At 40.3% G+C, this 7,671-nt stretch carries 9 protein-coding genes; 4 read left to right on the top strand and 5 right to left on the bottom strand.

Annotation, left to right across the window (positions count from 1 at the left end; translation table 11 throughout):
• Positions 1-23: 23 nt before the first annotated feature.
• From KME09_01145 to KME09_01165, 5 genes are all read right to left on the bottom strand, one after another.
• The gene (locus tag KME09_01145) at positions 24-803 is read right to left on the bottom strand and encodes a hypothetical protein (protein MBW4532521.1); all 780 of its coding nucleotides are present in this window, start codon (positions 801-803) and stop codon (positions 24-26) included.
• 45 nt (positions 804-848) lie between these two features.
• Positions 849-1,154 carry a hypothetical protein gene (locus tag KME09_01150; protein MBW4532522.1) on the bottom strand — a complete coding sequence of 102 codons (306 nt, stop codon included), beginning with the start codon at positions 1,152-1,154 and terminating at the stop codon, positions 849-851.
• A gap of 2 nt (positions 1,155-1,156) precedes the next feature.
• Entirely contained in the window at positions 1,157-1,357 is a 201-nt protein-coding gene (locus KME09_01155) for a type II toxin-antitoxin system HicA family toxin (protein MBW4532523.1), read from the bottom strand.
• Complete coding sequence (locus KME09_01160) at positions 1,338-1,619, bottom strand: hypothetical protein (GenBank protein MBW4532524.1); 282 nt, start codon at positions 1,617-1,619, stop codon at positions 1,338-1,340. Before KME09_01160 ends, KME09_01155 begins: the two co-directional genes overlap by 20 nt.
• A 72-nt stretch (positions 1,620-1,691) precedes the next feature.
• The gene (locus tag KME09_01165) at positions 1,692-2,402 is read right to left on the bottom strand and encodes a hypothetical protein (GenBank protein MBW4532525.1); all 711 of its coding nucleotides are present in this window, start codon (positions 2,400-2,402) and stop codon (positions 1,692-1,694) included.
• Positions 2,403-2,656: 254 nt separating this feature from the next.
• Here KME09_01165 and KME09_01170 point away from each other — a divergent pair, with 254 nt between their 5' ends.
• From KME09_01170 to KME09_01185, 4 genes are all read left to right on the top strand, one after another.
• The gene (locus KME09_01170; GenBank protein MBW4532526.1) at positions 2,657-3,007 is read left to right on the top strand and encodes a helix-turn-helix transcriptional regulator; all 351 of its coding nucleotides are present in this window, start codon (positions 2,657-2,659) and stop codon (positions 3,005-3,007) included.
• Between the two features lie 205 nt (positions 3,008-3,212).
• On the top strand, positions 3,213-6,131 hold the full coding sequence (locus KME09_01175; protein ID MBW4532527.1) for a hypothetical protein: 2,919 nt from the start codon (positions 3,213-3,215) through the stop codon (positions 6,129-6,131).
• Positions 6,132-6,233: 102 nt separating this feature from the next.
• Positions 6,234-6,416, top strand: a complete 183-nt coding sequence (locus tag KME09_01180; protein MBW4532528.1) for a hypothetical protein — start codon at positions 6,234-6,236, stop codon at positions 6,414-6,416.
• Positions 6,417-6,676: 260 nt separating this feature from the next.
• Entirely contained in the window at positions 6,677-7,111 is a 435-nt protein-coding gene (locus KME09_01185; protein MBW4532529.1) for a hypothetical protein, read from the top strand.
• Positions 7,112-7,671 lie beyond the last annotated feature (560 nt).

Here is a 7,671-nt window from a genome sequence, read left to right on the forward strand (position 1 = left end):
TTGTCAAACATAGCGATCACCTATCAAATACCATTGGCATTAGAAATGGCAAATTGTTGAGGATCAGAATCAGATTTGAGCCAAGACTTAGTAGTTTGAATAAGTTGTTTAATTTGGTTGCTGACTTGACCACCATTTTTAATAATCAAGTCGGCAAAATTATCTGGAGTAGGCTCGACAAAGCCGTCAGTGATCACAGCCGAAGATTTCTGACCATTGACACTAGAAGTTACGAGCTTCCTAACAAAGGTGGGGTGATAGACCCCGTGACTATAAAACAGTTCATTTTTATCAATAGCGCGATCGCCAGTAAGAGATTTATAAGTTGCCAGAAACTGTTTACAGAAACAATCGGTAACATTGTAGTAAGAATAATTCTGAAGAAAAGTCAAACCACTGTAGCCACTACATTTAAGCCGAAAAGGTAATTGAGAGAGGGGCTTGTTGTTATCATCTAAAAACCAGACCACGACATAGCTGAATGCCTTGTAGCCCTCAGCATCATGTTTCTGTTTATCAAAAGGAATAGTCTCAGTCTCATTGCTCATCATGGCTTGAGAACGATTGAGAATTAAGAGTCTGGGGGATTTGGTCAAGAGAAGAGTTTCTTGAGTACCGTCGCGAAACTCATGCTCTACAGGCTGCCATGTATCAATCAATTCAAACTTGGCTAGTTCGGCATTGGTTGAAGTAATGCCAATGCCGAACTTTTTATCTGAAGCATTAATGAACTGAGCGTAAGGAGTTGAGGGTAATAAAAATTCCTCAGTGTTAAAACCGAAATCGTGATTGTGCATGGTCATAGTAATTTAGAGAAATATATTAATACAATTGTACTATTTAGATGATTAATTGATTCGAGTTTGGCGAAGTCTGCGCCCAGGGAGTAAAGCTTGTCGATGCTCGATGGAGTCAAGTAAAGCATCGATCCCATTACCAGGTTTGATCTGCACACTGAAAAGCAAAGGGTGACGGGAGTTAGTCCCTAAATGGGGAATTGTGCCGATGATAGCTGCTTTGATTTGCTCAAGACCTGTGGCAATGCAGCAGTTGTGTTTGTCGCAAAAGATGGTCAAGGTCGAATCAGCCTGATGGTGATCTGATTGAGGCTCGATGGTTCTGATCTCGACAGAAAGTAGAAATGTTGGGGGCATGATTAATTTTCAGAAATTTGCTGAAGAACGAGCTTAAGAGTTTTAACCTGATAGGGTTTGGCATCACGGTTATCTTTGCCAGACTGAGTGATGGCGATGGGATAAACAGGGTGTCGCCAGACGGTATGGCTGCCTTTACCTCGTTTTGGGAGCAGAATAAAACCAGCAGCAGATAAGCGAGACTTAAGGATTCGGTTTTTCATAGAAAGTGAGGGAGGTAAGCAACACAGTAACTAGATGATGAGTCAACTGATACCAACAATCATTGCAATAGGCAGTGTATTCATCTGAACCGCCGAAGCAGTAACCAACAGTCTGTTGACACCCAGGGCAATTGAAATATAGTTGCTCTTCATGACAGTTGCCGCATTTACATTTAATGCTGTCACCCGTTCCCCGCCTTGCAAAGGAGGACGCGAGACTTGAGGGTGACCGTTGGTCAGTATTGTGTTCTGGTAGAGGCATGATTATTGCTGAGTAAAGATTGTAGAGGTATTATGGCGATCGCTCTTGAACGGCGATCGCCCGCTCAATCGACTAAAAGATCTCTTCAGTGGAGATCAGATGAGACTGATCAAAGGCACAAATATCATTCTCAGCAACCCAGAAAGATTCAACAGCGTAGGGCAAGGCAGCTAATTGATAAGACCACTCAGATTCATTGAGATAGGATTCAGTGCTGCGATGTAGTTCGGTATTATATTTACGGGCAATGACGGTGAAAGTAGCCCATTCGGTGTGATGTTCTTGGGGGTCGATGATTTTTACTAAGCTTTCAATCGCAAAACTAGCGTGAGGAGCATCGATTGGATCTGAGTCGGAATGTAGGTCACAATCATTAGTCCGTAGATGATGTTTACGTGCTGCCACAGCGAAGAGGTTGCACCAAGCACGTCCATTAGATTCTTGATAGTCTTGGAAATGAGTACATTGGAAGCAGGTGGGAGAATAACGAACTAAAGCCGATTCATTTAACCAAATCTGTTCTTGTCCGTTATTTACTTTGTATTTCCAGTAAGGTTGATTGAGCAGTCGTCCTGAAGGGGTTTTAAATTCGACAAGCTCCATTCCGCAGACAGTAAATGGAGTAGATGAATTATGTTGTTTGGTAACTTGATCACCGAAAACGAATAAAGGTTGTTCGTAACTATATTCGGTTTCATTGGGGTCTTGCGGGGGTACGAACTCGATGGTGATTAACTTTCGTTCGGATGTTTGTACTGTTGGTTTTTCGGCTAAATATGTCATGATGAGAATTGACCTCTTAATTGGTGGTTATTGAGGAGAGCGGTGACCGTCCAAAGTACCTGCTCTTCTTTTTGCGTTGTCTTTAGCTACTATTAATAGTAGTACTCCTAATAGAGGTAGTCAAGTATTTCAGACAAAATATCTATTAATATTGGTGATACCACTGTTAGTCATCTATAACCAAAAGTAATACTACTTTTAAGTAGACAACTATTGGTAGTACTACGTATAATTAAAAAGTTGAATTCAAATTTATGTCAGTGAAAGTATTGTTGCAGGAGGTTAGAAAATCCAAAGGTCTTTCTCAAAATGAATTAGCTAGATTGACGAATATGTCTCCTCAAAATATTCAAAAAATTGAACAGGGAGAAGCTAAATCCTTAACGTTCAAAACTTTAAGTAGATTTTGTCAAGCACTCCAATGTCAACCAGGAGATTTACTAATTTATGAAAATCAATCAAAAGCTATCGTTCAAGAAAACGCGAAGCATAAGCAAAATAAGTTAACTCAAAATACAAAATTGAACAAAACAGTGAAAGAAAAAGATCTATTTTCTTGGGAAGCAGATCAATTGTTTCCAGCCACTTTAACTCCAGTTATCTAACTCAACAAAGTTAGGATCGACAATTGTTTTGAAAAATTTCATTTAAAAGCGATCGCTCTCCGTCGAAAAGTTAGCGATCGCTTTAGTTCAAAAATCTCCCAGGAGGGAAAGTTATTATGTACATTCTAAATGGTGGAGTCCAAAACTGCACCTTGACTTTCAAACAACATCAAGAAAACCGCTCGAACCAGTTGGGAGGTGCGATGTGATTGGATATATAGCACCATTCCAGATTTTAAATCATTTAGAACGGCTAAATGTAATCAAAGAAACTGCAAATGAATACCATTGTACTTGCCCAGTTTGTGGTGATGGCGGGTTTAAAGTCAATAAAAAGAACGGAAAATATCAAGCGTTTAAGTGTCTTTGTGAAGTCAAAGACATTAGGGAGGCGATAAGTCCTTGGAGCGAAGTAACAGGAGAACAGAAGAAGCAAGGGAAGCAAAGAAAGTACACAGACAGACAAATAAAATTAGCTCGACTTGATTCACCTGCAACTAATGCCCCAAAACCAGAGAAGAAAAATATTCCCGAATGGCTAGTCAAACAGGGAGTACCCTCATCAGCTATCGAAACCCGTTACTGGTATTCCAAGACGCAGTGGGTGTCTAGATTTGAGTGGCAAAATAGCGAAGACATTAAAGAGAAGACAATTAGACTGGGGCATATCAAGTCCAATGGCTTAATTCAATGGAGTAAAGGCAGCAAAGACTGGAGAGCCTATAAACTAACTGAAGCAGTTAAACATTGTGCTGAAAAATGGGTATTAGGTGTTGAGGGAGAGGGCTGTGTCGAGACAGCCAGAGCTAAAGCGATCGCAGCGATTACGTGGCAGGGGTCGAATTGGCAGTCAAAAAACATCTCCTTTGACTTAACAAAACTTATTGAGGGCGGAGTAGCAGGATTAGTTTATTTTCCCGACTGCGATAAAGCGGGAGAGAAAAAAGCCGAGTTAGTATTGTCAGCTTGCCAACTCGTTAACTTGCCATGTTTAATTCTTAAACCTACGGATGTTTGGGCGGATATGCCCATCAAAGGAGATCTCACTAACTGGGTAGAAGCTCATCCTCAGCTTAGTACAGGTGAATTAATTAAAAGATTAAACAGAGCGCTCGCTAAAGCATTACAGAGAAATGAGCAGGAGAAACAAAAACAAGAAGAAGAAGAATTACTAGACAACTTACCTAACTGGTCACAATCAGATATAGCCTGTTGGTTAGCCGAGAGGTACAGAGGAAAGTTAGCCTGGAATACAGATTTACAGGAATGGTATCGATATAGTTCTGTTACCGAGGGAATCTGGAGTATAGAGCCTGTTGAGTTTATTGGGCAATTAATCAAGTCAGAAGTAGAAGAATTAGCCCTCGCCATTTCTCAAACAAATAAAAACAAAAAGAAACCAAATTACAGCGTATCGATGCTCAATGGTACGATCGCATTATTGAAAATGGATTTAGCAGTGAGAAAGTGGTCTGAGTCTACAGGATTGCTGCCATTACTCAACGGGGTATTAGACTTAAAAACCAAGAAGCTGCTGCCCCATTCGCCTGAAAACCGATTAACTTGGTGCTTGCCATATAACTACAATATTTTGGCCACTTGTGAACCAATCCAAGATTGGCTACTAGAAATGTGTAGAGGCGATCGCGATCTAGTTCAATTAATGAGAGCTTATCTACTGGGAATCGTCACGGGTAGAACTGACTGGCAGAAATATTTAGAACTAGTGGGTGCGGGAGGAACGGGAAAATCAACCCTCACCAGATTAGCGACTGCACTAATTGGGCAAGAAAATGTCCATACTACTACCCTGAAAAAACTAGAGAAAGAAAAGTTTGAAACTGCTTCGATTGCAGGAAAAAGGCTAGTGTTGATCAACGATTCTGAAAGATATGCGGGAGAAGTAGGCAAGCTCAAAAACCTCACAGGTCAAGATACTCTGCCCTATGAAGTCAAATTCAAACAATCCAAGGGTGGGTTTACTCCGAATGCCTTAGTAATTGTCAGCACTAATGAAGTAATCCAAAGTTGTGACTATACATCGGGATTAGCCAGAAGAAGAATATCTGTCCCCATGTTCAACCAAATAAAGGGCGATCGCCAGAAGAACCTGATCGAACATAAGAATGGTCAGATGTACGGTGAGTTTCTCCCATATATACCAGGACTACTTAACTGGGTGCTGTCGATGGATGAGGAGTTAGCCACTTCAATTGTGAAGAACTATGAAGTGAGTGTACCTTCTCTTTTAGCAATGAAGGCAAGAACCTTGGTGGAGACAAATCCCATTGCCGACTGGTTAGATAACTTTGTGGTCTATGAAAAAGAAGCAAGAACCAATGTAGGAGTAGCTAAAAGAGATAAAGATAGTAATTCACCAAGTTGGTACTTAGACACCGAGAAATGGCTTTATCCTAACTATGCTGAATATTGTCACAATAGCGGGACTCGTCCAGTCAGTCTACGTCGATTTGTCACTTTGTTATCTGACTTGGGCAAAAATCAGTTGGGTTTAGATATCAGGAGAGAACGAGATCGCTTTGGGTCATATTTTGTGGGTTTAAAGATTCGAGATCACGGCAATAGTTCACCGCCATTAATTACAGGTAACTCTAAAGTCCTAAAGGATACCGCTTCGCATATAGTAATAAATGCTCATCCTCAGTCAGAGAACACAAATGTAATAAATAGGTTTTGGACGATGGTAATGGACAAGGTGACGGATGTTATAGTAACAGTGATGGATGAAAGTATTGCCAATGATGAATGTTACGAGTGTGACGGCAAAAATGAAAAGTCTTCAAATAATCAAAATAAAGTAGAATGCGAAAGTGAGTGTAATACGATAATAGAGGGTGCTGAAAAGAAAAAACCAAGATCAGACAAGTTTTTAAAAATGCCGTCATATAGAGCGCAAAAAGGAAGTCGAACTCAGACAGAGCAGGGTGTGACGAATAACCACTCTGCCATCACAGTCGGCGATTACGTAACCATTTCTGACTGTCCTGCTCACTGGTTATGGGCGAGTCCTTTCACCGTTAGAGCAATAGAATCAGATTTGGTAGCACTAGACATGGTAGATGAGTTGATTAAAATTAGCCGCTTAGAAAAATGTCCGAAATAAGGAGCGAATTTTTCATCGCTATTGAAGATCATATTTTGATAAAAGAACTAGAACAGGCTAGAACATAAGCTCCTCGATACTTGAAAGCTAAACAGAAAAATAATGATGGAAGAAGTAGTAGGAGTTGATGGATATTTGTTGATGGTCTATTTTTCACCCAGAAAATGTTATCAATTTTTGGTGGTGGACGAAGAGGGTAGAATCCACCAGTTTGAGGAAATCTTTTATACGGTGGCTGCTGCAAGAGCTGAAGGTATGGCAGCGATTATGGCAATGTCTTGGTAGACAATCTGACTGTTTATTAAGTTAACTTCATCGTAGGAATTCCCTGTTAACGCCCGTGTCATTTGCAATTAATGTCTGATTGCGTCCTGTTCCCAGCTTTGCTCTACAGAATTCCGAGTCTGTTCGGCGTGGGCAGGTAAGGAGTTACCTTTGAGTTTAAGATCACAGCAATAGAATCGAATTTGGTAGCATTAGAAATGGTAGACGAGTTAATTGAAATGAGTCGATTAGAGAAGTGCTGTTGAGCAAACTATCAAACAATGGGTGAAGCTAGAAGAAGAAAACAACAAGGAACTAAGACGACTAATCAAGCGGTAGTAGTCAAAATAGAAAAGTCGAAGATGACCGACAAATGGCTAGTAGTTGCTTATATCTTGAGACAGCGTTATGTTATCAGTCCTTTTATCGAGCGTACTGACGCTGAAAGTGCTAAGACTGAAGTAGAGACTGTATTCAACTCAATTTCTTACGAGCGTTGGCGAAAACTGCGTCAGGGTGAGCGAACGGTTCTTACTGAAGCTATCTCGTTACTCAGCTACGACGATGATGATGAAGTAGTCGGCTTGATGAATCTGACGACAAATGAGGTGATTTTCAAACAGCAAGATCCACAGTTGATGAAGGATGCTGCCCAGTGGGCTAATCGCAAAACAAAGCTCCAATCGGGTAAGCCTTTATTTAAAAATTTCAGCTAATTCTGTGGGATTGACGCTCGTATGACTGATGTTTTCGCGTCAAGGTTATTCTATCCCTAATGTAGTATGTTTGTTGCTAAAAAAATTTCAAACTGCAATCAATTTTAAGGTAGCAGCGATGGCTAAAACCTTTGATAATTATAGATGTTATAACGGTGACGGCATTTTTCAAAACTCAATCAAAAAAAATAAGAGCAAGGTAGTTTAGAGCAATGATCATAATCGAACTAGTTTTCAATTTTGCCGTCACAAGGCTTATATATTTAGCGATTGAACTACCCAACTTTCGTTTGAAATAGTTCCCGCAAAAGGTGTTGAGAATTACTTTAAAATCCGTATTTATTTAAGCTAAGGGGGCGTAAGCGCATTGAAGAAAACTTGCCTTCGTTATTGACGGACATCGTGTCAATAGATGGATATGCAACCTTAGAACCTGTGGGGGCGACAATCTAGACTGAAAATTAGAGAAGAAGGGAGTTTGAGGCAAGTGGCAAAAAAAGATAGGCTGAAGAGTGAGTCATCAAACCTATCGTCATATAATGTTACCTGAATTATATCAA

The organism is Pleurocapsa minor HA4230-MV1 (assembly GCA_019359095.1).
In the GTDB taxonomy this organism is placed as follows: domain Bacteria; phylum Cyanobacteriota; class Cyanobacteriia; order Cyanobacteriales; family Xenococcaceae; genus Waterburya; species Waterburya minor.